This window comes from Pseudoduganella sp. jia 9 (genome assembly GCF_055502615.1).
In genome coordinates this window covers 208,646-233,381 of the sequence record NZ_JBUPWE010000011.1, presented here as the reverse complement: position 1 = coordinate 233,381, position 24,736 = coordinate 208,646, and the positions used below count along the sequence as shown (strand labels likewise).

Here is a 24,736-nt window from a genome sequence, read left to right as displayed (position 1 = left end):
ATGTGTTGCTCCAGTGACTGAAAATCGCGGCCATTCTAACGCACGGCATCACTCCGCAGGGCGGTAACCGTAGTTCTTGCCGGGATAATGCCTTTCGGCTAGCCTGAGTGATAGCAGAATGAGCACAATCAGCACACTCAGCATAATGGCGGCTGCCAAGCCGGCGGAGGCGACAATGGACCGATTCGAGACGCACGAGGTATTCAATGGCGTGCCGCCATTCGGGAACGTCAACCTGTTCGGCTGCGACCCGGCGCTGCGCGAGGCTGTGGCACGGGAGGGCGGCGCGGCTGCGGTGGCGGCGTTGATGGAACTGGGCGCGGAACTGGGCCGCGCGGAAACCCTCGACCTGGCCCGGCTGGCCAACCGCAATCCTCCGCAACTCCATGCCTTCGACCGCAACGGCCGCAGGATCGATGACGTGGAATTCCACCCGGCCTGGCATGCGCTGATGGCGTTGCTGGTCGGAGCCGGTACCCACGCCTCGCCGTGGGACGGCAGCGAACCGGCCGGGCAGGTGGTGCGCGCGGCGCGCTACATCCTGTTCGGGCAGGTGGAAAACGGTTCTCAATGCCCGGTCACGATGACGTACGCGAGCGTTCCGGCGCTGCGGCAGTCGCCGCGCCTGGCAGCGCGCTGGCTGCCGAAGATCCTGTCGCGCGAGTACGATCCGCGGCCGCTGCCGCTGGAACGCAAGACCGGCGCGCTGATCGGCATGGGCATGACGGAAAAGCAGGGCGGTTCCGACGTGCGCAGCAATACCACCCGCGCCGAGCCGCTGGACCTGGCCGAGGCGCGCGGGATGTTCGGCGACGACGGCGAGGGAATCTACCGGCTGGTGGGCCACAAATGGTTTTTCTCCGCGCCGCAGGCGGATGCCCACCTGGTACTGGCGCAAACGGACGAGCCGGGCGGCGCCGCGCTATCGTGCTTTCTCGTGCCGCGCTTCCTGCCCGACGGCACGCACAACCGCGTGCGGGTGCAGCGCCTGAAAGACAAACTGGGGAACCGGTCCAATGCGTCGTCGGAGGTGGAGTTTACTGGGGCATGCGGGCATCTGCTGGGCGCGCCCGGGCGCGGCATCGCCACGATTCTGGAAATGGGCAGCCACACCCGCCTCGATTGCGTGCTCGGCTCGGCCGGCATCATGCGCGCCGCGCTCACGCGTGCGCTGCACCATGCGCGCCACCGGCATGCATTCGGCAGACCGCTGGCACAACAGCCGTTGATGCAGAACGTGCTGGCCGACCTGGCGCTCGAATCCGAAGCGGCCACCGTCTTCGCGTTGCGGCTGGCGCGCTGCTTCGATCAACCGGGCGATCCGGCTGAAACGCTGTTGGCGCGCATACTGACGCCGGCGGGCAAGTACTGGGTGTGCAAGCGGGGGCCCGGCTTCGGTGCCGAGGCGATGGAAGTGCTGGGTGGTGGCGGGTACGTCGAGGATGGCGAACTGGCGCGGCTGTACCGTGAGCTGCCCGTCAATTCGATCTGGGAGGGCTCGGGCAACGTGATGTGCCTGGACCTGCTGCGCGCGCTCGGCAAGTCGCCGGCGGCGGCCGAGGCGCTGGCAGGGGAACTGGCCACCGCCGGCACTGCCAATGCCGACTATGCCCGCTTCATCGCGCAGTTGAACCGCGACCTGGCCAGTGCCGATGGCGGCGAGTTCGGTGCGCGCGTGCTGGCCGAACGCATCGTGCTTGCCGTCCAGGCCGGGCTGCTGCTGCGGCATGCTCCGGGGTTCGTGGCTTCCGCGTTCGTGGCTTCGCGGCTGGCGCGGGAGCCGGGCGGTGCCTACGGCCGCCTGCCCGTCGGCACCGATTGCGCGGCGATCCTGGAGCGCGCCATGATGACGGGCTGAGCTTTGCCCGGGTTTTTTCCGCCGCGGCATGGACAGCGCGCACGGCGGGCTGGGATAATGCGGGACACAAACCGTCTGCACTTTATCAACATGAAACAAGATCCGCGCTTCCCAAACCTTTTCATCACTGATCACCCGTTGATCCAGCACAAGCTGAGCCATATGCGCGACAAGGCAACGTCGACGCGCACGTTCCGCGAGCTGCTCAAGGAGATCACGCTGCTGATGGGTTATGAAATCACCCGCGACCTGCCGCTGACGACGCGCGAGATCGAAACCCCGCTGATGACGGTCGACGCTCCCGTCATCGCTGGCAAGAAGCTGGCCGTGGTGCCGATCCTGCGCGCCGGCATCGGCATGAGCGATGGCCTGCTGAACCTGGTGCCATCGGCCCGCGTCGGGCACATCGGTGTGTTCCGCGACCCGGAAACGCACCAGCCGGTGGAATACCTGGTGCGCCTGCCGGACCTGGTCGACCGGACGTTCATCCTGTGCGACCCGATGGTCGCGACCGGCAATTCGGCCGTCCACGCCATCGAAGTGCTGAAAAATCGCGGCGTGAACGACGAGCAGATCATCTTCCTGGCACTGGTGGCCGCTCCCGAAGGCATCGAGGTGGTGCAGAACGCGCACCCGGGCGTGAAGATCTATTGCGCCTCGCTCGATTCGCACCTGAACGATCATGCCTACATCGTGCCGGGCCTCGGCGATGCCGGCGACCGCATCTTCGGCACCAAGTAAGCGGCGGATTGGCAGACGTGGCAACCCCGCTCGACCCCGACTACCGCGCTCGCCTGCAGGCCTTGTCGGACATGTTTGGCGCCAGCGTTCCGGCGCGCATGGAAGAGATCGCTGGGGCACTTGCCGCAGCGGGGGATGCCCCCGACGCGCAGCAGCTCGAACGCGTGCATCACGCGCTGCATACCGTGGCCGGCTCGGCGGGCTCATTCGGCTTTACCGTGCTGGGCGAACAGGCGCGGCGGCTGGAACAGGCGGTGCGCGGCCAACTGGCGGGAGAGCCGGGCTGGGCGGACATCGTGCGGCAAATCCACGCCTATCTCGACTGGGCGGCGCGCGATCCCCGAAGTGCTGCCTATCCTGCGCACGATTGATATTAATCAAACGGTCGCGGCCTATATTGTCTATAGTTACACATATGCCGAACGACGCGAGGGCATCCTTGCGAGGCGGGCATTTTGATGGTGGCGCGAATTGACGTGAAGTTGGTCTGAAGTCGGCCGGAAGTTGGTCCGAAGTTGGTCCGAAGTTGGTCCGAAGTTGGCCAGAAATTGGCACTCCGATTGTCCCAATCCGTTTTTCAAGCCCATTTGTTCCATTTGTTCCCATCGATTTGTCGTCTCTCGAGCTCCGAAAGTGGCAAGAATCATTGTTTGAGAGCATTTTCGATCCGATTTCATTGGATTCTGGCTCCCAATTATGTGATTCCCATCACTTTTCGCTCGACAGTAGCAAATATTTTCGAATATTTTCGCGAAATCGTGCCTCACGACGTGCTTTTGGCGCTGCATTCGGTATAATGCGGGATCGTTTAGATTCAAGAGTAGTGCAGTTTGTCTGCCATTGCATACTTGCTTCAAACGATATCACGGGCGCAAGCTCATTTAACTGTAATAGGAATTGTAATGGCAACTGGTATCGTAAAATGGTTCAATGATTCGAAGGGTTTTGGCTTCATCACCCCTGACGAAGGCGGCGAAGATCTGTTCGCTCACTTCTCGGCGATCCAAACCAATGGCTTCAAGTCGCTGCAAGAGAACCAACGCGTATCTTTCGATGTAACCGCTGGCCCGAAAGGCAAGCAAGCATCGAACATTCAGCCGCTGTAATACGCTGGATCTAACGACACAAAAAATCCTCGGTTTCCGGGGATTTTTTTTCGCCTGTTGTCGGGAGATCCCGGGGCGACGATTCATGGCCAAACGCTTCGTGGATGGCCAAATGCTTCGTGGATGGCCAAACCGTCGCAGCACCATCGGCCGGATCGCCGGGCATTCATCGGCGAAGCGACAGGGATTCTGCTCCGCCAGTCCTGTCAGCCTTTGGCCCAATATCCCGGCTGCCCGTAGGTGCGCCGCAGGAAGTCGACAAACACGCGGATCCGCAGCGGCAAGTGCCGCCGCTGCGCGAATACCGCATAGATATTGTCGTTGCCCGGAGCGGCAAACTCGTCGAGCACGGTCACCAGGCGCCCGGCCTGGATGTCGACGCCGACTTCCCACATCGAACGCCACCCAAGGCCTTTGCCGGCAAGTACCCAGTCATGCAGGACCGCGCCGTCATTGCAGCTCATATTGCCGGTGGTGCGCAACGTGACGTTCTTGCTGCCATCGCGGAATGTCCAGCCGCGCTGGCTGCCGGCGCTGCTGATCGCCATGCAGTTGTGGCGCGACAGGTCATCGAGCGTTTTCGGTACGCCGTGGCGCTGCAGGTAGGACGGTGCGCCGACGACCACGCGGCGGTTGTCCGCCAGCTTGACGCTGACGAGATTGGAATCCTCCAGGGTGGCGATGCGGATTGCCACGTCCACCCCTTCGCCGATCAGGTCGACGACCCGGTCATTCAGGTTCAGCGTCACCGTCACATCGCGGTGCTCCGCCACGAACGAAGGGATCAGCGGCGCCACATGGTGGCGGCCGAACCCTGCCGGCGCGGAGATCAGCAGGTGACCGGTCGCGCGTGCGCTGCGCTCGGCGGCAGCCGCTTCCGCGCTTTCCAGGGCCGCCAGGATGCGCTGGCAATCCTCGAGGAAGGCGGCGCCTTCGTCGGTCAGCGCGAGCTTGCGCGTGGTACGCTGTAACAGCTTGACGCCCAGCCGCTGTTCCAGCGCATCGAGGCGGCGGCCGATCACGGCCGGTGCGATACCTTCGGCGCGCGCCGCGGCAGACAGACTGCCCCGCGCGACCACTTCCACGAACGTGGAAATTTGCTTGAACTGTGCCATGCGGTCGATTTATGACAAATTCGCACAGATGAAGTGATTATTTGTCTTGTTTAGATAAGTTTGCAGTCAATATACTGCAAGGCATCCAATTTCACCAGAGCACAAAAGGAGATCGACATGAGCATCACGTTACCGGCAGGTATGGAAATCAGGGGCGAGATCAAGCCCGGCTATGAAAGTGTTCTGACGCCGGAAGCGCTGGCCCTGGTGGCAAAACTGTCGCGTGCGTTCGAACCGCGGCGCCAGGAATTGCTCGCGGCGCGTGTCGAGCGCGCGAAGCGCCTTGATGCCGGCGAGCGTCCCGACTTCCTCGCCGAAACCGCGCACATCCGTGCCGGCGACTGGACGATCGCGCCGATCCCCCAGGCCCTGCAGTGCCGCCGCGTGGAGATCACCGGCCCGGTCGAGCGCAAGATGGTCATCAATGCCCTGAACTCCGGTGCCGACAGCTACATGACGGACTTCGAGGATTCCAATACGCCGAACTGGGATAACCAGCTCACCGGCCAGATCAACATGATCGATGCCGTGCGCGGGACGATTTCGATGGAGCAGAACGGCAAGTCCTACAAGCTCAACGACAAGACGGCGACGCTCGTCGTGCGTCCGCGCGGCTGGCACCTCGACGAGAAGCACGTGCTGGTCGACGGCAAGCGCATCTCCGGCGGCGTATTCGATTTTGCGCTGTTCATGGTCCACAACGCGCGCGAGCAGCTGGCCCGCGGCGCTGGCCCGTATTTCTACCTGCCGAAGATGGAATCGCATCTCGAAGCACGCCTGTGGAACGACATCTTCGTGATGACGCAGGACGAACTGGGCCTGCCGCAGGGAACCATCAAGGCAACCGTGCTGATCGAAACGATCCTGGCCGCGTTTGAAATGGACGAGATCCTGTACGAACTGCGCGAACACAGCGCCGGCCTGAACGCGGGCCGCTGGGATTACATCTTCAGCTGCATCAAGAAATTCAAGGTGGACAAGGACTTCTGCCTGGCCGATCGCCCGAAAGTGACGATGACAGCGCCGTTCATGCGTGCCTACGCGCTGCTGCTGCTGAAAACCTGCCACAAGCGCAATGCTCCGGCGATCGGCGGCATGTCGGCCCTGATCCCGATCAAGAACGATCCGGACAAGAACGAAACCGCGATGGCCGGCGTTCGCAACGACAAGTCGCGCGACGCTACCGACGGCTACGACGGCGGCTGGGTCGCCCACCCGGGCCTGGTCGGCCTGGCGATGGCCGAGTTCACGAAAGTGCTGGGCGATGCGCCGAACCAGATCGGCAAGCAGCGTCCGGACGTCGAAGTGACTGCGGCCGACCTGCTCGACTTCCAGCCGGAGGCGCCGATCACCGAGGCCGGGCTGCGCTACAACATCAACGTCGGCATCCATTACCTGGGCAGCTGGCTGGGCGGCAATGGCTGCGTGCCGATCCACAACCTGATGGAAGATGCCGCGACCGCCGAAATCAGCCGCTCGCAAGTGTGGCAATGGATCCGCTCGCCGAAGGGAGTACTCGACGACGGCCGCAAGGTCACGGCCGACATCGTGCGGGCGATGATCGCCGAAGAACTGCCGAAAGTGAAGGACTCCGCACCGGACGGCGGCAGCCCGAACTACGAGCGAGCCGCGCAGATCTTCGAACAGATGTCGACCTCCGAGTCGTTCGCCGAGTTCCTCACGCTGCCGCTGTACGAGGAAATCTGATCGCCGGCCGGTTCCCGGCCTCTCCGTGGCCCGCTCCGGGCCACGTTTTCCTGCCTCACACCCCGCGCTCGGCCAGTGCGGGGCGGCCCAGGAATTCCTTCAGCCTCGACTCGTCGATCCGATGCCCGGCAATGCGGCGCAGCAGCAGGTCGATGCGGTCACCACCCCAGAACAGCTCGCCCATATAAGCGAACGTCGGCACGCCGAAGACGCCGGCTGCCGCCGCGTTTTCCGTCGCGTCGATCAGCGCCTGCTTGATTGCGGGTTCGCCCGCGGTGGCCACCAGAGCATCACCGTTCAGGTCGCACTCGGCGGCCAGCGACTTCAGCACGGCCGGGCTGGAAAGATCCAAGCCCCGCTCCCAGCAAGCCTGCGAGAGCATGAAGGTAAAGCGGCGCCGGCTCGTCAGCGACGGTATCGCCAGGCACATCCGTAGTGCCAGCAGGGGATTGAAGGGGTGGCCCGGCGGGCCGCGGAACGGCAAGCCGTGCGCATCGGCGATCCGCATCACGTCGCGGAACAGGAATTCCCGCTTGGCCGGCACTTCGGCCGGGCCTTTCGTGCCGTGCGCCTTCAACAGTCCGGCCAGCAGCACGGGTTCCATTTCCAGGTGCACGCCCGCGGCTTCGATGCGGGCGATCTGCTTGGTTGCCAGCCAGGCATAAGGGCTGATCGGGTCGTAGTAAAACCGGACTTTCTCCATAGGTAATCCTGTCAAAAATGGTTTTTCCATTCGCGCAGCGCCGCGAATACGGCCAGCGGCGCGGCATCGGCCGTCACCTTGCCCGCCGTGGCGAGGCGCTGCGCGATCACTTTTTCGCGGTAGCGCAGGAAAGGATTCGTTGCGCGCTCGACGGCAATGGTGCTCGGCACGGTTGGCACGCCGCGCTCCCGCTTGCCGGCCTCCAGTGCCACACGCGCCTGCAAGTCATCGTTACCAGGTTCGACCGCCAGGGCGAACCGCAAGTTCGATAGCGTGTACTCGTGCGCGCAAAAAACCTCGGTATTTCCCGGCAGTGCCGCCAGCTTGTCCAGCGATGCGGCCATTTGCGCCGGCGTTCCCTCGAACAGGCGGCCGCAGCCGCCCGCGAACAGCGTATCGCCGCAGAACAGCCAGCGCTTCCCTGCGCCGCCGGCACCGTCGGCACCCTCGGCAACATAGGCAATGTGGCCCCGGGTGTGGCCGGGCACGTCGAGCACCGCCAGTTCCAGGCCCAAGCCCGGCAGCGTGATCCTGTCGCCTTCGTCCAGCGGCTGGGTGACGGCGTCGATACCGTCGTGCCGCGGCCCGTACACGGGCACGTCGAACCGCTGCAGCAGGGCAGGCACACCGCCGATATGGTCACGATGATGGTGGGTGAGTAGAATGGCGGTAAGCGTCAGCCCGCGATCGCGCAGCGCCGCCAGGATCGGTTCGGCATCGCCGGGATCGACGACCGCGGCGTGGCGGTCATCGTGGATCAGCCACAGGTAGTTGTCGTCGAATGCGGGAACGGGAAGCACGCGCAGTGCCGCTGGCGTTGCGGCTGCCGTTGCCGCAGCCGTTGCCGTTGCAGCATCTGCTGCGGGCGAGGATGTAGTGTCGATCGAGGTCATTGCCAAGGAAACGCATGGATAGCGCAGCATCCGAAAAATCCATTATAGCGCTGGACAGCTGGCTTCAAACGCCGGCTGGCTGCTATGTGCGCGCCTGGGAGCAAAGCCGCCTCGATGCGCTGACTGCCGACATCTTCGGCTATAACGCGCTACAGATCGGCATGCCGCAGGTCGATGCGCTGGCGGCCAGCCGGATGCCTCACAAGTGGCTGGCCGACACGCTGCCGGGCCGCTCCGTGGAAACGCCCGGGCGGCAGATCGCGCTGACGCTGGACCCGATCGAACTGCCGTTTCCGTCGCAAAGCCTGGACCTGGTCGTGCTCCCGCATGTGCTGGAATTCGCGGCCGAACCGCACCAGGTGCTGCGCGAAGTGGAGCGCGTGCTGATTCCGGAGGGCCAGCTGATCATCTGCGGCTTCAATCCGGCCAGCCTGTGGGGGTTGCGGCAGATGCGGGGCAGGGTGACGGGCACCCGCTACCTGCCGCGCGGCGAGCAGATTTCGATGCCGCGCATGAAAGACTGGTTAAAATTACTGAACATGGGCGTCAGCCACAGCCACTTCGGCTGTTATGCTCCTGCCTGCCGCACGGAACACTGGCTGGCCAGGTACGCCTTCATGGACCGTGCCGGCGAGCGCTGGTGGCCATATTTTGGCGCTGTCTACCTCGTCCAGGCGATCAAGCGGGTCAAGGGGATGCGGCTGATCGGGCCGGCATGGAGCAGGAAAAAGGCAAAGTCCCCCGTGGCGGTGCCTGCAACGAACAAACACAAGGATCATGGATAAAGTCGAGATTTTTACGGACGGTGCGTGCAAGGGCAATCCCGGCACCGGCGGTTGGGGTGCGCTGATGGTGGCGGGCGAAGCACAGAAGGAACTGTTCGGCGGTGCGCTGAACACCACCAATAACCGGATGGAGCTGCAGGCGGTCATCGAATCGCTCAATGCGTTGAAGCGGCCTTGCGAAGTGGTGCTGCATACCGACAGCCAGTACGTGCAAAAAGGTATCAGCGAATGGATCCATGGCTGGAAAGCGCGCGGCTGGAAAACCTCGACGAAGGAACCGGTGAAGAACGCCGACCTGTGGCAGGCGCTCGATATCGCGCAATCGGTGCACAAGGTCGACTGGCGCTGGGTGCGCGGCCACAACGGCCACCCGGGCAATGAACGGGCCGACATGCTGGCCAACCGCGGGGTGGATGCGGTACGCGGCAGGTAGCGCCTGGCCGCGGCTGTTTCACCGCAATTTGCCGCGCGCTTCCCTTCCAGTACACCTGAGCATTGCCAGCCACATTACTTCGCCGCATTACTTTCGCATTACTTTTCGTATTACTCTTCCTATTGCTCTTGTATACTGCGCGGCTCTTCCAGAAAAAAGCATCCTGCACCATGCGCCAGATCGTCCTCGATACCGAAACCACCGGTATCAACCCCAAGCTCGGCAACCGCGTCATCGAGATCGGTTGCGTCGAGCTGGTTGACCGCAAGCTGACCGGCAACAACTTCCACCGCTACATCAATCCCGACCGCGAGTCGGAAGAGGGCGCGCTGGCCGTGCACGGGCTGACGACGGAATTCCTGTCGGATAAGCCGCGTTTCAGCGCCATCGTCGAGGAACTGCGCGAATACATCCGCGGTGCCGAAGTCATCATCCACAACGCGCCTTTCGACCTGGGTTTCCTGAACCACGAGTTCCGCATGTTGAACCTGCCATCGTTCGACGAGCATATCGGCGGTGTCATCGATACGCTGGTACAGGCAAAGGAACTGCGGCCCGGCAAACGCAATTCGCTCGACGCGCTATGCGATCACTACGGCATTTCAAACGCCCACCGCAAGCTGCACGGCGCATTGCTCGACGCCGAGCTGCTGGCGGACGTGTACCTGGCGATGACGCGCGGGCAGAACAGCCTGGGCATGGATATCGAAGTGGAAGAGGTATCGTCCGGCCTGGATCTCGAGCAGGTGGCGCTGGCCGAAATCCTCGTCGTCTGCGCCTCCGGCGACGAGCTCGCCGCGCACGAGGACCTGCTCAACGGCCTGGACAAGGCAGTGAAGGGCACATGCGTCTGGCGTGCCGCGGCCTGATGCGGCCATCGCCAGCTCAGCCGGTGCTTGACCTGGCACAAGGCGACACCTATAATAACGCTTCTTCGGGAGGTTAGCTCAGGGGTAGAGCACTGCATTCACACTGCAGGGGTCGCAAGTTCGAAACTTGCACTTCCCACCAGGATTTGGTTCACCATCAAAGGCTTGCAACGCTGTGTTGCAGGCCTTTTTTGTATTGTGCGCAGCGTTTCTCGGCCGGGCGACGTGCGGTGGCAAACCGCTGCGGGAGGCGAGCCGATATCGGAAAAAGTCGGCCCATATTCAGTTGCGAAATTCGGTTGCGAAATTCGGTTGCGAAATTCGGTTGCGAAATTCGGTTGCGAAATTCGGTTGCGAAATTCGGTTGCGAAATTCGGTTGCGAAATCTGTTTCTCGTCGACAGCGATGCACGCGGCCGATAGCAGATGGCAGGCCTGTTTCCCGCACCACTGGGACCGGGGAAAAAAATTGTCTTCAATCGGAATGCGCGAGAAAGGCTTGCTGGTTTTTATTAACGGAGCTCGAGGCTCGCACAAGTCCAGGCCAACAATGCGGCGCGCTGTCAGGTTGTTTGAACGGCTGTTCTCTCGTTTGCAACCGCCAGTGCGGAAAATGAATATCGCGGTAACTCATCGAAATTAATATCAGCGCCGCGCTGGAGGATGCCCGGTATTAAAGGATTGGCGAAAGAATCATCGACCTGCTTGCGGTGAATAACGTTTCGATTTCTTGCTGTACTCCTGCTTCACGCATGGGTCGGGCCGTCGATGGCCCGACCGCGGATGCCGGCGCGCCGCTGCCGCGGTGCGCCGCTGAACGCTAGACGCTGAACGCTAGACGCTGGCTTTGCGCCTGCGCATGAAGGCGAGCAGGCCGACGCCTGCGCCCAGCATCATATAGGTGCTCGGCTCCGGCACGGCGGACACCGATACCGAATCGATACCGATATAGTTCGAGTCGTTGCCGAATGCGCCGCCATCCGTGACAGAGTAGCGGAACGCGAATGCGCCACTGGTGGCGCCGGACAGGCCGCTCAGTGTCACGCTGTACTGCGTCCATTCCTGGGGATAGCCGTCAGCCTGCTCATCTGGATTCACGCTCAGAAGTAGTGTGCTGAACGTGCCGACGCTGTTCTCGTCGTCGCCCACGTCGGTACCGCCGACACTGCTGAAACGAACCTCCAGGGTGTCCGACCAGATGGAGCCCTCGGCCGTACGGGTAAAGAACGACAGGGTGTCACCATTGTTATAGGTACCGGTCGGCATAATCAGCCAGGTGCTGATCGGGCCGGCGAGGTCTACGGAGTTGTAATTGGCCGCCAGATAAGAATCCCCCGCGCCTTCATAAGCGTCGAACACTTCGGTGCTGCCCTGGTACCAGCTGGTAGTACCAGGTGGGTTGCTGAGGTTGTTGATGGTCCAGCCCGAGGGCACGCCATCGTCGAATCCTTCGGTCAGCGCATCGGCGGACGCGGCGCCGCTGAAGCCGAGGGAAAATGCCAGTGCCAGTGGGAGTAGAGCGGATTTAAAGGAAACAGCCATCGATAATCTCCATCAAAAGGTTGAGGTGACATTGTTGCAACAGCTGTCTCTACAGTAGCACCATGGTTAAATTAAAGTAAAGTTAAAAAATAAACTTTAGAAATGCTTTTCATGTTTTCAGTATTGCCTACTTAAATGAAAGCTTGAGGCGCATGAAGTTTCGATTGATAGAAAATACCAAGCGTGAAGGGAAGGCAGCTTGTTGCCAGCCATTTTCAAATGAAATCTGAGCCGAGACCGAAGAAAATTCGGTACAGGGCTTTCGCTGTTGCAGAGGGTTAATACTATGCATGCCTTCAAGTCAGGGCCATGGCGTTGCGTGAAAGACGAAAGCCATCGATATTTCCGTCCTGTGAAGAGGTAGCGATTCGACGGTAGGTGGTAATGAAATATCTCTTGAAAATGAGCATTTAAAAATGCTGCCACATTCTCGAGCCGGGCATATTGTCTGTGAACGTGATACTGGCGAGGTCGTTGCGGACGCCGAACGCCCGCGGTCATCGATCAAATATTGGTGGCCGAATCCCGTCACGATCCAGGAGCATTACCGGCGCAGCGAGCTGCAACGCACATAATAAATGCAACTAACCGAAAGATTGGTCATTTCAGCGACATCGCCATCCTCGACACTCAGGCACCATGCCTCCAGACAATTGCCGGGCTATCGCAAGCGGGGCGAGACCAGGCACGATTCACCCCGGTGATAAGATACAGCCATGAATATCAGCGCCTGGGACCGCAATCCCGTTACAGCATTCGAGCAGTTCCTCGACAGTGCCGCTTTCGCGCAGACCGCCAAGCGTGCCGCACCGCCGTTGTCCACCGCATCGGCAGAGGTGTACACCTTCATGTTCGGCCGCTTTGCCAAATGGCTGCGCGCGCACGGCCACCTGATGTCCAGGCTGCAGCCGGGCGACCTGCTGGAGTTCCTTGCCACCCGCGACGCGCGCAACCGTCCGCTGCACAGCAAGATCGCCTACCGTTACCTGCGTCTGCTGGAGCGATGCTACGAGCACATCGGGCGGGTGCCGAATCCGGCCAGTGCCGCCATTGCGATGATGGCCGCCGACCGCCCGGTGCGAGACCGCGAGATGGTTGCACTGTCGCCTGTGCAGGCGGACCAGGTGGTCGCCAGAAAGCCGGAGGCGACGTCGTGGAAGCGGCAGCGGGACCGGGCGATGCAACTGGTCATGCTGTGCGCGGGATTGCGCGTGGCGGAAGCAATCGGGCTGCTGACCGGCGAGGTCGCCGCCGAACCGGAAGAGGATGGCACGCTGCGCATCCGCCTCACGCCGGCGGGCAAACAGCCGACCAGCCATCCGCACGAAACCTTCCTGCAGGCGCATGCCGTGGACGAACTGCGCGATTGGCTCGCCACGCGCGAGCGGCTCGGCATTCCTGGCAGCCTGGCTTTCCCGGCGGATCCGGAAGGCCGGCCACTGCACAAGAGCACGGTTTACCGGCAGGCACGCAGTGCATTGAAGGAAGCGGGCGTGGCGATCCCGCACGTCGGCGGCCGCACCCTGCGCAATGGCTTCGCGGTCGTGGAACTGACCGCCGGCACGCCGGAAGAGGCGATGCGCAAGCGCCTCGGGCTGGCGCGCGCGCCGGCGCTGGACACCTACCTCAGTGCAGCCCGCAGGCAGCGCGAAGGCAAGGGATCTTCCTGATCCGTGCCCCTGGCGCTGCCCCCGCGGCGGCATGATCTTCCGGATACCACCGTGGGATGTCTGCCGTGCGGCGCCCGATGAATCATGCGTCCTGTGAATCGTGCATCCTGTGAATCGTGCGCCCGCCCGCCGCGGTGTAGCATGAGCTCGTCGCGAATCGCCGCGCATCGAGCAACCGGATGAAGGGACGCAATGTGAACCAGCGCTATCGACCGATCACGCACCTCGGCCTGGGCGGCACCGGCCTGGGCGACATGTACCATGCCACCGCCGACGCAGCCGGCGCCGCCACCGTCGATGCCGCCTGGGATGCCGGCATCCGCTATTTCGACACCGCGCCGCATTACGGCACCGGCTTGTCCGAACAGCGCTTCGGCCAGGCGCTGCGCCGGCGCCCGCGTGGCGACTATACGCTGTCGACCAAGGTAGGCCGCCTGCTGGTGCCGGACGTGGCGGGCGACATCGCCAACCCGTTCGTGTCGTCGCTGCCGTTCAGGCGCGTGCTCGACTACACGGCCGACGGCGCGCGCCGCTCGGTCGAGGACAGTCTCCAGCGCATGGCAACCGGCAGCATCGACATCGTCTACGTGCATGACCTGTCGCCGGACTTTTTCGGCAACGAGTTCGAGCATTATTTCCGTATCGCCGCCGGTCCCGGCGGCGCTTTCGCAGGCCTTGTCAGGATGCGTGAGGAAGGCCTCATCAAGGCGTGGGGGCTGGGCGTGAACACGGTCGAACCCTGCATGCGCGCGCTGCAGCAATCCGATCCGGATATTTTCCTGCTCGCCGGGCGCTACACGCTGATGGAACAGACACCGCTGGAAGCACTGTTCCCGCTGTGCGCCGAGCGCGGCGCCCACGTGGTGCAGGGAGGGCCGTTCAATTCCGGCTTTCTTGCCGGCGGCAACCACTACGACTACGGGCCTGCCAACCCGGCGCAGCACCAGCATCGCGAGCGCCTGCGGCAAGTAGCGGCGCGCCACCATGTCGACCTGGCCGCGGCCGCGCTGCAGTTCGGCCTGGCGCACCCGGTCGTCGTGGCCACCATACCCGGTGCGAGCAGTCCCGAACACCTGCGCCGCAATGCCGCCTTGCTCGATATCGCGATTCCCGACGTCTTCTGGCACCAACTGCTGGCCGAGGGATTGCTGCCGCCGGAAGCGCCGATCCCGTCCCGGATACCGGGGCGGTAGTCTGCGCCAGGTCACGCGGAACAGGTGGCCCGGTAACGCCGCGCCGCCGTCCGGCGTTCCTGCGCCACGCCAGGCGCAAAAATCGTACTCTACCGTATGCGCGAACATTCTTCCATTCCACCAGAGCAACCTGGACCGTCGGCTGACTCCGCCGACGGCGCAGCTGCGGTCCCCGATTCCGCCGGCAGGCAGGCGTCCACGGACAGCATGGACTTTTCCCCGCCGCCGGCCGCGCCCGTGACGGACCAGACGTCCGCTGGCCGATGGCGGCAGCGATGGCTGTGGTTGATCCTCGCACTCGTCATTCTTGCGACCGCCGCGGCAGCGGCCGCACTGGCGCGCAAGTGGCAGGGCGAGCAGGCATTGCGTCAGGTTGCGCGCGCAGTTGCGCTGCCGGGTGCCGTGCCTGCGCAAGTCGTTCCGGCCGAGAAGGCCCGGCTCGCGGAGGCAAGCGGGAACGGACCCGCGCCGGCCGGCGAGCCTGGTGCAACGGTGGTGTCGCGGGATGCCGCGCTCCCGGCCACGGCAACGCAGCAGACCCGGGCCGGCCCGGCACCGGCGCAGCAAAACGATATCGCAAGCGATCCAGCGCCAGGGCAGGGTGGACGTCTGGACGCGGATTCTCCCGTAGGCACGGTCACACCGATCGCTGCCGACAGGGCAAGCGCGGTCGCTGGAGCGGACGCAGGTGCGCAGCCGCCACAGCGCGATCGCGCGGGACACAACGGCGAAAAAGGCAGCGGCGCTGCGCAGAAGGGGGCGGCAAAGGGCGTATCGAAGGGAACGTCCAGGGGAACGGCAAAGGCAACGGCAAAGGAAACGTCAAAAGGAAAGCCAGCCGGAACGTCGAGGGAGGCGTCGAAGCGCGCGGTGCGCGCCGGCAGCGGAACATTCAAGCGCTGCCCGCCGCTCGGTACGAAAGGCGCGGTGATGTGCCGCTGGCACATCTGTAATGGCGGCGCGGGCAAGGAGCCGGCTTGCCGGCCCTACCTGGAACGCCGTCCATGAGCAATGCCGGTCACCGGCGCCGGCGCGCCAGCAGCGCAAGAACGCCGAGCCCGCCCGCCAGCATGCCATACGTCGCCGGTTCCGGAACCGCCGGCGTGAACGACAGCGAAATGTCGAGCGATGCGTCGCGTACCGCGTTGCCGGTGGCGAGCAGCGTATAAGTGCCCGGCCCCAGGGTGCCCAGGAAGCTCGAGTGCGCAAAGCCGCCGAGCACGCCTTCAAATGCATCGCTGGCCACCACGGTCGATGTGGCATCGAGAATGTCGATGTTGACACCCACCAGCCGGGGGCCCTGGCCCTCCGCGGTATCGATGATCCAGCCGGCCAGTCCGTTGAAATGGGCATCGTCGGCCAGCGTGAAGGTGGTGGTCTGGTTCAGGCTGCCGTGCTCGGTGGTAAAGGTGTCGACGAACAGGTTATCGCCGGGATCGAGCGGTACGGCAAGCACGGCGCTTGCCGTCAGGTTGCCGTAGTAAACCGATTGCGTATCGGCGAAAGCAGGGGTTGCCGACAATGCGGCAAGCGCAGTCGCCCCGGCCCATCTGGTGAGGACAGATGCAGGCATGATTACTCCAGTCACAAGTAGTTGAGGTTGGGTTGCGCGCTACTCCAGCGTAGTCCCGGTGGTTCTTTTGTCAACCTCGAGAACCTGTTATTTTTTAAGGAACCTCAACTGCCTCGGACTGGTGTGTACGATCCGGTCAATGCACGGCTGCGCGCCGTACCAGCACATCGATGGATTTCGCCGCCGGCACCTTGCTGTCGATGGCGTGATGCCACAGCGGGATCAGCGGATTGCATTCCGGGTAGTAGCCGGCCACGCAGCCTGCCGGTATGTCGTACGGCACCACGGTCAGGCCGCGCACGTGGCGTGGCGCGTCGTCGCTGACGGCGGTGAGCAGGTCGACCACGTCGCCTTTCTCGAGATGCAGCCGCGTCATGTCGGCGCGCGACATGAACAGCACCATGCGGCTGCCGCTGACGCCGCGGAAGCGGTCCTCGTGGCTGTAGATCGTGGTGTTGAACTGGCCGTCGCTGCGCACCGTGAAGAGCCGCAGCGCCGCTGGATCCGGGCTGTCCGTGTCGGCGTCGACCTGCAGCGATTCCGGCACGGTGAACTCGGCCCGCTTGCTGGGCGTGTCCCATACACGCTCGGCGGCCCCGAGCGGCTTGCGGAAGCCGCCCGGCGTCCACATCCGTGCGCTGAAATCCTTGAAGATGTCGGGATAGGTGGTTTCGATCGCCTTGCGGATGCGTCCGTAGTCGGCCACCCAGGCATCCCAGTCCACCTTCGGGTTCGGCGCCAGCGTCGCCTTGGCGATGCCCGCGACGATGGCGGGTTCGGACAGCAGCGTTGCCGCCGCGGGCTCGGCCATGCCCCGCGAGCCGTGCATGTAGGCCGTGCTGTCTTCGATGGATACCGCCTGCGGAATGCCGCGCTGGCGGTCGATTTCGATCCGGCCCAGGCAGGGCAGGATGTACGACGCCTTGCCGTGGATGACGTGATTACGGTTCAGCTTGGTGGAAATCTGCACCGTCAGCGGCAGCTCGCGCCACGCCGCTTCCATCCGCGCGGTATCCGGCACGGCGCGCACGAAGTTGCCGCCCAGCGCGATGAAGGCCGGCACCTTGCCGGCCAGGATCGCCTCGCACGCTTCCACGGTGTTCATGCCGGTCTTGCGCGGCGGTTCGAAGCCGTACTGTTCCTTCAGCTTGTCGAGCGGCGCCAGCTCGGGCTTTTCCGTGATGCCGACCGTGCGCTGGCCCTGCACGTTCGAGTGGCCGCGCACCGGGCAGATGCCGGCTCCCGGCTTGCCGATGTTTCCGCGCATGAGCAGGAAGTTGACCATCATCGTGACGTTCTGTACGCCATGGCGGTGCTGCGTCAGGCCCATGCCATAGATGCCCAGCACCGCGGCGGACCGGCAGTAGACATCGGCGGCCGCCTCGATCGCGGCCCGGCTCAGCCCGGCTTCCGTCTCGATGGCGGCCCATGAACAGTCGCGCACGGCCTGTTCGAACTCCGCGAAGCCATGCGTATGCTCCTGCAGGAACGGCATGTCCAGCACGCGCTGGGCGCCGCCGTCACGGGCCGCGTCGTCGTGCGCCAGCACGGCCTTGCACAGCCCCATCAGGGCAGCGGTGTCGCCGCCCGGCTTTACCTGGTGGTACTGGGTGCTGATCGGCGTTTCCTGGCCCGTCAGCATTTCGACCGGCGATTGCGGGTTCGTGAAACTGACCAGGCCGCGTTCGCGCAGCGGATTGAAGGTAATGATGGGCACGCCGCGCTTGCGCGCCTCCTGCAGCTGGTGCAGCATGCGCGGGCTGTTGACGCCCACGTTCTGGCCAAAGAAGAAAATGCAGTCGGTATGCTCGAAATCGTTCAGCGACACGGTGCCGACCCCGACGCCGATGGTCTTCTGCAGCCCGACGGACGTGCTCTCATGGCACATGTTCGAGCTGTCCGGCAGGTTGTTGTTGCCATACATGCGCGCCATCAGCTGGTACATGTACGAAGTTTCCAGCGATGCCCGGCCGGAAGTATAGAACACCACGTTCTCGCGGTCGCAGGCCTGCAGTGCCGCGCCGATCTCGGCGAATGCCGTGTCCCACTCGATGGGGCGGTACCTGTCGCTGGCGGCATCCCAGCGCAGCGGCACTGTGAGGCGGCCCAGGTCTTCCAGCGCGTGATCGCTCCAGCTTTCCAGTTCGGTGACGGTATGCCGTTCGAAGAAATCGGCGCCGATCGACTTGCTGGTGGTTTCCCATGCGGTGGCCTTCGCCCCGCTTTCGCAGAATTCGAACGGGTGCGGATTGGCGGGCTTGGCCCAGGAACAGCTGACGCAGGCGTAGCCATCCGGCTTGTTCTGCTTGAGCAGCAACCTGCTGTCCTTCAAGGGCACGTGCTCGTGGAACAGGATATTGGTCACTTCCTTCACAGAGCCCCAGCCGCCCGCAGGCATGTCCGCCGACTCGATCTTCAACTCGTCGCTCATGGTTCCTCCTCGATGACGAGCCACGGTAGCGCCGCACGGCCCCGTGGTCGGTGCGCAGCCGCACAATGCCGTCCATCATTGTGCGCCGCGTCATGCGTTGCTGGAGTATCCTGTCGGGATGGAACCGGACAGTCAAATACCAGGGACGCCGCCAGGCGAAGCGGCATCGCCGGACGCGGCGCATTTCTCGGCCGCCTCATCAGCCACCTCATCTGCCACCTCATCTGCCGCATTCGCCGCTACCACCTCGCCGTCCTACCGCAGGATCGCCTGGGCGGCAACGGCTTTTCTCGCGGCCGCCATCGCTGCCGCGGCGGTCTGGGGCGTGCAGACCTGGCGAACCAACCGTGCCATCGCAAATGTCGAGAGTTCGGTAGCTTCCCGGCCATCGCCTGCCGCGGCCGCCCGCGCGGCGCCGGCAGACACGGCAATGCCGCCGATGCCGTTCGGTCCCGCGCGGACGGAGCAGCCGGAGCAGTCGGAGCAGGGCGGCCCGGCGCAAACGGTCGCCGCGGCGCCCGTCACGGCCGACCGGCTGCCGCCGCTGCTCCTGCCTGGCCAGCCGGTAGCGGCCGCCGTGCTGCGCGACCTGCCCGAGTGGGTGGCCGCTGACATGACGCCGGTGCAGACATCCGGTGCTTCCGGCGACGAATCCGCGGCGCCCGCGGTGCCGCAGGCGCCGACGCAACCGCGGCGCGAGCGCACCGAGGCCGCACCCCGCAAGGACCGTTACGGCGCCGTGTTCGCGCGCTGCCCGGGGCCGGGCGAATCGGGCGCCGTCGAATGCCGCCGCGCGGTGTGCGACGGCGCGGCGAAAAAGACCGCCGCCTGCGCGCCGTACCTGAAGTAGATTCGTAGCTGGCCGGCGATTACAGGAAGCGGTCGAGGATCTTCTTGCTGTGCCTGTCCAGCGCGTACTGGTTCCGGACCAGGAACTGGATCCCGTGAGTGTCCGAGATCAACAGGGCCTCGGTGCCGATGCGGCGGATGTCTTCCTCGCCGCGCAGCACGAAGTCGGCGCTGCCGCGGTCCGTTTCGACGGTCCACGTGCAAGGCGTGGCGAAGCTCGTCACGTCGACGATGCGGCGGATTTCCGGCATGAACTCCCGGCCGGACAATTCCTCCCGGATCAGCGCCGCGATGTCCGCCGGCAGGTCCTCGACACGCTCGATCCAGATCACCTCCTTGCCGTCCGTGTTGACGAGGGCGAGTCCTTCGTCCGGCGCCTGGATCGGGAATGCGCGCACCGGCGCCACGCCTTCGTGCACCGTGCCGTTCGCATCGGTCAGGGAGAGGCGGCCGAATGCATCGCGCCGCAGCTGGAAATCAATTGTCGTCATCGCGTTCTGCTCCCTTGTCATCCAGGTCGGTATCGACATTGCGGGCCTGCGCCTGGTACAGCCGGTAGTAGGCGCCTTCCTGCGCCATCAGTTCCTCGTGCGGTCCTTCCTCGACCACCTTGCCGCGGTCCATCACCACCAGCCGGTTGGCGCGCTGCAGCGTCGACAGGCGGTGGGCGATGGCGATCGTGGTGCGGCCGGCCACCAGGTTGTCGAGCGCCTTCTGGATCTCCTTCTCGGTCTCGGAGTCGACCGAGGCGGTCGCTTCGTCGAGGATCAGGATGCGCGGATCGATCAGCAGGGCGCGGGCAATCGAGATGCGCTGGCGTTCGCCGCCGGACAGGCCCTGGCCCCGTTCGCCCACCATCGAATCGTAGCCCTGCGGCAGGCGCAGGATGAAATCGTGGGCATGCGCGGCGCGGGCCGCGGCCATGATCTCGGCGCGCGTCGCATCCGGCTTGCCGTAGGCGATGTTCTCGGCGATCGTGCCGAAGAACAGGAAAGGCTCCTGCAGCACGAGGCCGATATTGCGGCGGTAGTCGGACACCGCCAGCGAGCGGATATCCACGCCGTCGAGCAGGATCGCGCCTTCGGCCACATCGTAGAAACGGCAGATCAGGTTCACCAGCGTCGACTTGCCCGACCCGGAATGGCCTACCAGCCCGATCATCTCGCCGGCCTTGATTTCCAGGTTGACGCCGCGGTTGACGGCCCGGTTGCCATAGCGGAAGCCCACTTCGCGCAGCGTGATGTTGCCGTCCACTTTCGCCAGCTTGACGGGGTTGGCCGGCTCCGGCACCGACGACACGTGGTCCAGGATATCGAAGATGCGCTTGGCGGCCGACGCCGATTTCTGCGTGACGGAAACGATGCGGCTCATCGAATCGAGGCGGCTGTAGAAGCGCGTCGAATACGTCAGGAACGCGGTCAGCACGCCGACCGTCACGTGCGACTGCGATACCTGAAAGATGCCGAACACGTAGATCACCAGCAGGCCGATCTCGGTCAGGAACGACACGGTGGGCGAAAACAGCGACCACACCTTGTTCAGCTTGTCGTTGACGGCCAGGTTGTGCCTGTTGGCGATGCGGAACCGGTGGGCTTCACGCGATTCCTGCGCAAAGGCCTTCACCACGCGGATGCCGGGAATCGTATCGGCCAGCACGTTGGTCACCTCGCCCCACACGCGGTCGATCTTCTCGAATCCGGTGCGCAGGCGGTCGCGTACCAGGTGGATCAGCCAGGCGATGAATGGCAGCGGTACCAGCGTGACCAGCGCCAGCCACGGATCGATCGTGAACAGGATCACGCCGGTCATGATGATCATCAGGCAGTCGGAAGCGAAATCAAGCAGGTGCAGCGACAGGAACACGCAGATCCGGTCGCTCTCGCTGCCGATCCGCGCCATCAGGTCGCCGGTGCGCTTGCCGCCGAAGTACTCGAGCGACAGGCGCAGCAGGTGTTCATAGGTGGACGTGCGCAGGTCCGCGCCGATGCGTTCGGACACCAGCGCCAGTACGTAGGTCTTGCCCCAGCCGAGGATCCACGCCAGGATCGCCGAACCGAGCAGGGCGGACATGTACATCGTCACCAGGCTGGTGTCCACCGGCTGGCCGTTCTGGTAGGGAATCAGCACATTGTCCATCAGCGGCATGCTGATGTACGGCGGGATCATGTGCGCGGCGGTCGACAGCAGCATCAGCGTGAAGCCGCCCGCCAGCGCCCAGCGGTACGGGTGGGCGAAGCGCCACAGGCGGAACAGCGTCCACGTCGACGGCGGCGTGTGCACCACCTTCGTGCAGATCGGGCATTCATCCTGGTCCGGTTCGAGCGGCGCCTTGCAGGTCGGGCAGGCGTGTTCCTCGGGGCGCGCCACCGGCTGGCCCGTCAGCGCCGCCTCCAGCAACGGGCCGAAGGCCTCGGCCAGCTTGAGCGCGTACAGGTTCTGGCCCAGGGTGAAGCGCCAGGCGGCAAGCCGGCCGTGCTCGTCGAACAGTTCCAGGTGGCCCACGCCGGCGTGATCGTGCAGCTTCAGCACCATGCCTTGCCGGTAAGGCCAGGCCTGCCAGTCCTGGTTCGGCGCGCGGGCCAGCAGGCGGCGGTCCGTCAGTACGACGATGCCTTTGGCGAAATGCAGTTTGCCATCGAGGTCAACCTCCAGCGCACTTTGGACGTTTTCCCCAGGAGCAAGCTGCATCTGCGTGTCTGAACGCCAGTTTTCCGGCAGTTCGATGCGGGCCAGCCCAGGGGGAAGATCGGTTCTTGTCATTGTCTGGATTGCTCCGTTAGCTTGCTGGACGGCTTTGCCGTTTGGCAAGAATGTAAAATAGGTGGGAAAATATCAGGATGTAACGGCTCAGGCTAGCAGTGCGCTGACACGATTAACGCACGGGAGAATGGGCCTCCAATTTATTTATTGTATTCTTCAGGGATGATTCGGAAGAGGAAGCCGGCGCCTGTGGCGCCCTCGGTGGCGCACCGGGCAACGCAGTGGCGACGCAGCGAGCAGGATGCATCGGCGAAGTATACAGCAAGAGGTACTAGAGCAAAAACATGACAAAGAAGAAAGATATCGACGTTCTCCGCGTGACGCACCTGCGTGGCCCGAACATCTGGACCTACCGCCCCGTCATCGAAGCCTGGCTCGATATCGGCGAGCTTGAAAACTTCCCATCCAATACCATCCCTGGCCTGTACGAAAGACTGACCGCGCTGCTGCCCGGCATGATCGAACACCGCTGCGGTGTCGGCGAGCGCGGCGGCTTCTTCGAGCGCCTGCGCGACGGCACCTACGCCGGCCACATCCTCGAACATGTGGTGCTCGAGCTGCAGAACCTGGCGGGCATGCGTACCGGTTTCGGCCAGACGCGCCAGACGGCCGAGGGCAGCGGCATCTACAAGATGGCCTTCCGCACCCGGCAGGAAAACGTCGGCCGCGCCGCGCTGGCCGCCGGCCGCGACCTGCTGATGGCCTGCATCGAAGACCGGCCCTATGACCTGCAGGCCACGGTCGACAAACTGACCGACATGGTCGAGCGCCTGTGCCTGGGCCCGTCGACCAACAGCATCGTCGACGCGGCGATCGACCGCGCCGTGCCGCATATCCGGCTGACGGACGGCAACCTGGTGCAACTGGGCCACGGCGCGCGCCAGCGCCGCATCTGGACGGCGGAAACGGACAACACCAGCGCGATCGCCGAAGGCATCGCCAGCGACAAGGACATGACCAAGAGCATCCTCGCTTCGTGCGGCGTGCCGGTGCCCGAAGGCGCGCTGGTCGACACCGAGGACGAGGCGTGGGAAGAGGCGCAGGACATCGGCCTGCCCGTCGTCGTCAAGCCGTCGGACGCCAATCACGGCCGCGGCGTGACCCTGAACCTGGCCAGCGAGGCGGATATCCGCAAGGCCTTCCACATCGCCGTCGAACGGGGTGACAGTTCGTCGGTGATCGTCGAACGCTTCGTCCCCGGCGACGAACACCGCCTGCTGGTGGTGGGCCGCAAGGTCGTGGCCGCCTCGCGTGGGGAGTCCGTCTGGATCACCGCCGATGGCCGGTCCACGGTCACGCAACTGGTCGACGCCCAGATCAATTCCGACCCGCGCCGCGGCCCCAACGAGGAACATCCGCTGAACCCGGTGGAGCCGGAAACCTCGCCGGAAGTACAGCTGGTATTGCAGGGCCAGGGCCTGGTCCACGATGCCGTGCCGGAAGCGGGCCGCAAGGTGCTCATCGCCATCAACGGCAACGTCGCCAACGACGTGACCGACCTGGTGCACCCGGCCGTGGCCGAGATGGCGGCGCTGGCCGCCCGCGCGGTGGGGCTGGACATTGCCGGCATCGACCTGGTCGCGCAAGATATCTCGCGCCCGCTGGAAGAGCAGGGCGGCGCGATCATCGAAGTCAATGCCAGCCCTGGCCTGCTGGCCCACCTGAAGCCGGCACCGGGCGGCACGCCGCGGCCGGTGGGCGCGGCAATCGTAGACGAAATGTTCGCGCCCGGCGAGAACGGCCGCATCCCGATCGTCGGCGTGGCCGGTACCTGCCACACGGCGCTGATCGCGCGGTTGACCGCCTGGGTACTGCAGATCTCCGGGCGCTACGTCGGCGTCGCCTGCGAAGAGGGCGTGTACCTCAACGGCCGCAAGATCGCCCGCGGTCCGCTGAGCGAATGGGAATCCGGCCAGCGCCTGCTGCTGAACAAGAACGTCGAATCGGCGGTCTTCGCCAACGGCAACCGCATGATCCTTGCCGAGGGCCTGGCCTATGACCGCTGCACGGTCGGCGTCGTCACCGACACGCGCGGCCACGACAAGCTGGGCGAGTTCTACATCGAGGATCCGGAGCAGATGTTCCGCGTGCTGCGCACCCAGGTCGACGTGATCCTGCCCGACGGCGTCGCCGTGCTCAACGCCGGCGACGAACAGGTGGCCGGCATGGCCCGGCTGTGCGACGGCGACGTGCTGTTCTACGCCGTGCACGAAGATGCCGCGCCGCTGCTGGCGCACCGCAACGAAGGCGGCCGGGTCGTGTTCGGCCGCGGCGGCTCGTTCGTGATGGCGGTCGGCGCCGACGAAGTGGCCGAACTGCCGGCCAGCTGCCTGCCGAACGATGCCGATGAATGCCGCGAAGCCGTGCTGGCCGCGATCGGCACCGGCTGGGCGCTCGGCCTGTCGCCGGACCTGATCGCCGCGGCGCTGCGCACGTTCGAATGGAAGAACCGCGCCGCATGATGGCCCAGCAAGCATCGCCCGTAAAAGAACACCACACAGGAATCAGT

The 24,736-nt window shown here is 64.3% G+C and carries 21 protein-coding genes and 1 tRNA gene; 14 read left to right on the top strand and 8 right to left on the bottom strand.

All coding sequences use genetic code 11. The features are described from left to right. The first annotated feature begins 175 nt into the window (after positions 1–175). The 4 genes from ACY34H_RS16420 to ACY34H_RS16405 all read left to right on the top strand — a co-directional run bounded on the left by ACY34H_RS16420 (position 176) and on the right by ACY34H_RS16405 (position 3,705). Positions 176–1,858 (top strand): isovaleryl-CoA dehydrogenase, encoded by a 1,683-nt coding sequence (locus tag ACY34H_RS16420; protein WP_464978536.1) that lies wholly within the window; start codon positions 176–178, stop codon positions 1,856–1,858. A gap of 90 nt (positions 1,859–1,948) precedes the next feature. Next, positions 1,949–2,599: a uracil phosphoribosyltransferase gene (gene upp, locus ACY34H_RS16415; RefSeq protein ID WP_464978535.1), complete on the top strand. Its 651-nt coding sequence runs from the start codon at positions 1,949–1,951 to the stop codon at positions 2,597–2,599. Positions 2,600–2,616: 17 nt separating this feature from the next. Next, entirely contained in the window at positions 2,617–2,970 is a 354-nt protein-coding gene (locus ACY34H_RS16410) for an Hpt domain-containing protein (protein WP_464978534.1), read from the top strand. A 531-nt stretch (positions 2,971–3,501) separates the two neighbouring features. Further along, on the top strand, positions 3,502–3,705 hold the full coding sequence (locus ACY34H_RS16405; RefSeq protein ID WP_137312785.1) for a cold-shock protein: 204 nt from the start codon (positions 3,502–3,504) through the stop codon (positions 3,703–3,705). A gap of 206 nt (positions 3,706–3,911) precedes the next feature. On the opposite strand, the gene ACY34H_RS16400 is transcribed toward ACY34H_RS16405, so the two are convergent. Further along, a complete protein-coding gene (locus ACY34H_RS16400; protein WP_464978533.1) occupies positions 3,912–4,820 on the bottom strand; it encodes a LysR family transcriptional regulator in 909 nt (302 codons plus the stop codon). Between the two features lie 117 nt (positions 4,821–4,937). Between ACY34H_RS16400 and aceB the strand changes: the two genes are divergently transcribed. Continuing rightward, positions 4,938–6,527 carry a malate synthase A gene (gene aceB, locus ACY34H_RS16395; protein WP_464978532.1) on the top strand — a complete coding sequence of 530 codons (1,590 nt, stop codon included), beginning with the start codon at positions 4,938–4,940 and terminating at the stop codon, positions 6,525–6,527. A 55-nt stretch (positions 6,528–6,582) separates the two neighbouring features. Here aceB and ACY34H_RS16390 read toward each other — a convergent pair whose 3' ends face one another. Next, the gene (locus ACY34H_RS16390) at positions 6,583–7,230 is read right to left on the bottom strand and encodes a DsbA family protein (RefSeq protein WP_464978531.1); all 648 of its coding nucleotides are present in this window, start codon (positions 7,228–7,230) and stop codon (positions 6,583–6,585) included. Between the two features lie 11 nt (positions 7,231–7,241). Further along, a complete protein-coding gene (gloB, locus tag ACY34H_RS16385; RefSeq protein ID WP_464978530.1) occupies positions 7,242–8,030 on the bottom strand; it encodes a hydroxyacylglutathione hydrolase in 789 nt (262 codons plus the stop codon). Positions 8,031–8,137: 107 nt separating this feature from the next. Here gloB and ACY34H_RS16380 point away from each other — a divergent pair, with 107 nt between their 5' ends. The 4 genes from ACY34H_RS16380 to ACY34H_RS16365 all read left to right on the top strand — a co-directional run bounded on the left by ACY34H_RS16380 (position 8,138) and on the right by ACY34H_RS16365 (position 10,352). Further along, entirely contained in the window at positions 8,138–8,908 is a 771-nt protein-coding gene (locus ACY34H_RS16380) for a class I SAM-dependent methyltransferase (RefSeq protein WP_464978529.1), read from the top strand. Next, positions 8,901–9,341, top strand: a complete 441-nt coding sequence (rnhA, locus tag ACY34H_RS16375; RefSeq protein WP_137312780.1) for a ribonuclease HI — start codon at positions 8,901–8,903, stop codon at positions 9,339–9,341. The genes ACY34H_RS16380 and rnhA overlap by 8 nt, the downstream gene beginning before the upstream one ends. Positions 9,342–9,511: 170 nt before the next feature. After that, complete coding sequence (gene dnaQ / locus ACY34H_RS16370; RefSeq protein ID WP_464978528.1) at positions 9,512–10,210, top strand: DNA polymerase III subunit epsilon; 699 nt, start codon at positions 9,512–9,514, stop codon at positions 10,208–10,210. A 67-nt stretch (positions 10,211–10,277) separates the two neighbouring features. Next, positions 10,278–10,352: transfer RNA gene (locus ACY34H_RS16365), tRNA-Val, on the top strand. A gap of 691 nt (positions 10,353–11,043) precedes the next feature. Here the strand turns inward: ACY34H_RS16365 and ACY34H_RS16360 are convergent. Then, a complete protein-coding gene (locus tag ACY34H_RS16360) occupies positions 11,044–11,751 on the bottom strand; it encodes a choice-of-anchor J domain-containing protein (protein WP_464978527.1) in 708 nt (235 codons plus the stop codon). A 716-nt stretch (positions 11,752–12,467) separates the two neighbouring features. Between ACY34H_RS16360 and ACY34H_RS16355 the strand changes: the two genes are divergently transcribed. From ACY34H_RS16355 to ACY34H_RS16345, 3 genes are all read left to right on the top strand, one after another. Beyond that, entirely contained in the window at positions 12,468–13,421 is a 954-nt protein-coding gene (locus tag ACY34H_RS16355) for a tyrosine-type recombinase/integrase (protein WP_464978526.1), read from the top strand. Between the two features lie 179 nt (positions 13,422–13,600). Next, positions 13,601–14,614, top strand: a complete 1,014-nt coding sequence (locus ACY34H_RS16350) for an aldo/keto reductase (RefSeq protein ID WP_464978525.1) — start codon at positions 13,601–13,603, stop codon at positions 14,612–14,614. Positions 14,615–14,821: 207 nt separating this feature from the next. Then, positions 14,822–15,622: a hypothetical protein gene (locus ACY34H_RS16345; RefSeq protein WP_464978524.1), complete on the top strand. Its 801-nt coding sequence runs from the start codon at positions 14,822–14,824 to the stop codon at positions 15,620–15,622. Between the two features lie 10 nt (positions 15,623–15,632). Here the strand turns inward: ACY34H_RS16345 and ACY34H_RS16340 are convergent, their stop codons facing one another. Further along, on the bottom strand, positions 15,633–16,187 hold the full coding sequence (locus ACY34H_RS16340; RefSeq protein WP_464978523.1) for an FxDxF family PEP-CTERM protein: 555 nt from the start codon (positions 16,185–16,187) through the stop codon (positions 15,633–15,635). A gap of 136 nt (positions 16,188–16,323) precedes the next feature. Continuing rightward, positions 16,324–18,618 carry an FdhF/YdeP family oxidoreductase gene (locus ACY34H_RS16335; protein WP_464978522.1) on the bottom strand — a complete coding sequence of 765 codons (2,295 nt, stop codon included), beginning with the start codon at positions 18,616–18,618 and terminating at the stop codon, positions 16,324–16,326. 118 nt (positions 18,619–18,736) lie between these two features. Between ACY34H_RS16335 and ACY34H_RS16330 the strand changes: the two genes are divergently transcribed. Then, on the top strand, positions 18,737–19,468 hold the full coding sequence (locus tag ACY34H_RS16330) for a hypothetical protein (protein WP_464978521.1): 732 nt from the start codon (positions 18,737–18,739) through the stop codon (positions 19,466–19,468). A gap of 19 nt (positions 19,469–19,487) precedes the next feature. Here the strand turns inward: ACY34H_RS16330 and ACY34H_RS16325 are convergent, their stop codons facing one another. Both ACY34H_RS16325 and ACY34H_RS16320 read right to left on the bottom strand, forming a co-directional pair. Continuing rightward, entirely contained in the window at positions 19,488–19,958 is a 471-nt protein-coding gene (locus ACY34H_RS16325; RefSeq protein WP_464978520.1) for a cyanophycin metabolism-associated DUF1854 family protein, read from the bottom strand. Beyond that, the gene (locus ACY34H_RS16320) at positions 19,945–22,227 is read right to left on the bottom strand and encodes a cyanophycin metabolism-associated ABC transporter (protein ID WP_464978519.1); all 2,283 of its coding nucleotides are present in this window, start codon (positions 22,225–22,227) and stop codon (positions 19,945–19,947) included. Before ACY34H_RS16320 ends, ACY34H_RS16325 begins: the two co-directional genes overlap by 14 nt. A 284-nt stretch (positions 22,228–22,511) precedes the next feature. Here ACY34H_RS16320 and ACY34H_RS16315 point away from each other — a divergent pair, with 284 nt between their 5' ends. Next, a complete protein-coding gene (locus tag ACY34H_RS16315) occupies positions 22,512–24,689 on the top strand; it encodes a cyanophycin synthetase (RefSeq protein WP_464978518.1) in 2,178 nt (725 codons plus the stop codon). Positions 24,690–24,736: the final 47 nt, after the last annotated feature.

Bases quoted from the DNA above. Each gene is read 5' to 3' on its own strand.
- ACY34H_RS16420 (WP_464978536.1), top strand. From the start codon at position 176: ATGGACCGATTCGAGACGCACGAGGTATTCAATGGCGTGCCGCCATTC.
- upp (WP_464978535.1), top strand. From the start codon at position 1,949: ATGAAACAAGATCCGCGCTTCCCAAACCTTTTCATCACTGATCACCCG.
- ACY34H_RS16405 (WP_137312785.1), top strand. From the start codon at position 3,502: ATGGCAACTGGTATCGTAAAATGGTTCAATGATTCGAAGGGTTTTGGC.
- ACY34H_RS16400 (WP_464978533.1), bottom strand. From the start codon at position 4,820: ATGGCACAGTTCAAGCAAATTTCCACGTTCGTGGAAGTGGTCGCGCGG.
- aceB (WP_464978532.1), top strand. From the start codon at position 4,938: ATGAGCATCACGTTACCGGCAGGTATGGAAATCAGGGGCGAGATCAAG.
- ACY34H_RS16390 (WP_464978531.1), bottom strand. From the start codon at position 7,230: ATGGAGAAAGTCCGGTTTTACTACGACCCGATCAGCCCTTATGCCTGG.
- ACY34H_RS16380 (WP_464978529.1), top strand. From the start codon at position 8,138: ATGGATAGCGCAGCATCCGAAAAATCCATTATAGCGCTGGACAGCTGG.
- rnhA (WP_137312780.1), top strand. From the start codon at position 8,901: ATGGATAAAGTCGAGATTTTTACGGACGGTGCGTGCAAGGGCAATCCC.
- dnaQ (WP_464978528.1), top strand. From the start codon at position 9,512: ATGCGCCAGATCGTCCTCGATACCGAAACCACCGGTATCAACCCCAAG.
- ACY34H_RS16360 (WP_464978527.1), bottom strand. From the start codon at position 11,751: ATGGCTGTTTCCTTTAAATCCGCTCTACTCCCACTGGCACTGGCATTT.
- ACY34H_RS16355 (WP_464978526.1), top strand. From the start codon at position 12,468: ATGAATATCAGCGCCTGGGACCGCAATCCCGTTACAGCATTCGAGCAG.
- ACY34H_RS16350 (WP_464978525.1), top strand. From the start codon at position 13,601: ATGAAGGGACGCAATGTGAACCAGCGCTATCGACCGATCACGCACCTC.
- ACY34H_RS16345 (WP_464978524.1), top strand. From the start codon at position 14,822: ATGGACTTTTCCCCGCCGCCGGCCGCGCCCGTGACGGACCAGACGTCC.
- ACY34H_RS16340 (WP_464978523.1), bottom strand. From the start codon at position 16,187: ATGCCTGCATCTGTCCTCACCAGATGGGCCGGGGCGACTGCGCTTGCC.
- ACY34H_RS16335 (WP_464978522.1), bottom strand. From the start codon at position 18,618: ATGAGCGACGAGTTGAAGATCGAGTCGGCGGACATGCCTGCGGGCGGC.
- ACY34H_RS16330 (WP_464978521.1), top strand. From the start codon at position 18,737: ATGGAACCGGACAGTCAAATACCAGGGACGCCGCCAGGCGAAGCGGCA.
- ACY34H_RS16325 (WP_464978520.1), bottom strand. From the start codon at position 19,958: ATGACGACAATTGATTTCCAGCTGCGGCGCGATGCATTCGGCCGCCTC.
- ACY34H_RS16320 (WP_464978519.1), bottom strand. From the start codon at position 22,227: ATGACAAGAACCGATCTTCCCCCTGGGCTGGCCCGCATCGAACTGCCG.
- ACY34H_RS16315 (WP_464978518.1), top strand. From the start codon at position 22,512: ATGACAAAGAAGAAAGATATCGACGTTCTCCGCGTGACGCACCTGCGT.